The following is a 1,067-nucleotide window of genomic DNA, read 5'->3' as shown; positions in this document are numbered from 1 at the left end:
AACGTACCAGTTAACGATGTTGATGTACCAACGATGTATGGATTTTGATCAACTGTCAAGCTGTAATCAACGACATCTTCACCAGTAACGGTTACTGCTTTACGATTACGTTCCACATAGCTGCTATCCACTCCGACAACCTCAACTGTATCTGCTTTTTTCGTAATAAATTTATCAACATTTGTGAACGTATAATTACCTGCTGCATCTGTAGTAGCTTGAGCTGCAACCTTGCCGTTTACCCACAAACGTACTTTTGAAATATCTTTTCCGAATGTTCCAGATAGAGTTGCAGTTCCAATTGCATAGCTTGCTGGAGCTGTTAAGCTGTAATCTGTTGCACCTGCTTTAACTGTTGTTGTTGCTTTTTCACTTGTTTTCGATCCAACAGTTGCTGTTACTTGAAGTTCTGTACCTTCAGCTTGTTTTGAAATTGTAATGCTATAATTTCCGTTTGCATCTGCTTTGCCTTCAAAGTTAAGTAAACCGCCACCTGCTTGAGGAATACTTAATTTCACATCTGCATTAGGATCAGTCTTACCTGTTACTACTGTATCATCTGCTGTTACAGCGTTGATTGTTGGTGTTGCAACAGCTGTGCCTGTCACAGTAACAAGTGTTGGACTACTTACATTACCTGAAGCATCTGTTGCTGTTGCACGAATTTGATTGCCTTCTTGTTGAACCGGAATATCAATGGAGAATTTGCCATCAGATCCCGCAACTTCTTCCGCAATCTTCATTCCGTTTGAAGTGATTTCTACTATTGCATACGGTTCAGTTATTCCTTCTACAGTTGTTTGCTTATCATTAACAGGGTATAGAACAGGTGCATCAGGGGCTGTTTTATCAACAACATTTGTACTAGCCGCTGGCGATGTCATTCCATTTAGAGAAGCTATAACTTGTACTTCTGTACCTGCTACTTGTTTTGGAATCGTGACGCTGTAGTTACCATTCGCATCTGCTTTGCCATCCCAATTGAGAATACCACCGCTAGGCATAGCAATACGAACTTTAACATCTGCATTCGGTTCAGTTACACCCGTCACTGCTGTTGTTTGATC

At 40.8% G+C, this 1,067-nt stretch carries 1 protein-coding gene; it reads right to left on the bottom strand.

All coding sequences use genetic code 11. The features are described 5' to 3' along the window. A partial coding sequence (locus MFLO_RS15775) for an Ig-like domain-containing protein (protein WP_036098649.1) occupies nt 1-1,067 on the bottom strand: 1,067 nt, incomplete at both ends.

The organism is Listeria floridensis FSL S10-1187, from assembly GCF_000525875.1.
GTDB lineage: Bacteria > Bacillota > Bacilli > Lactobacillales > Listeriaceae > Listeria > Listeria floridensis.
The sequence above is the reverse complement of the archived record's forward strand: the minus strand, read 5'-3'. Positions and strand labels throughout refer to the sequence as shown.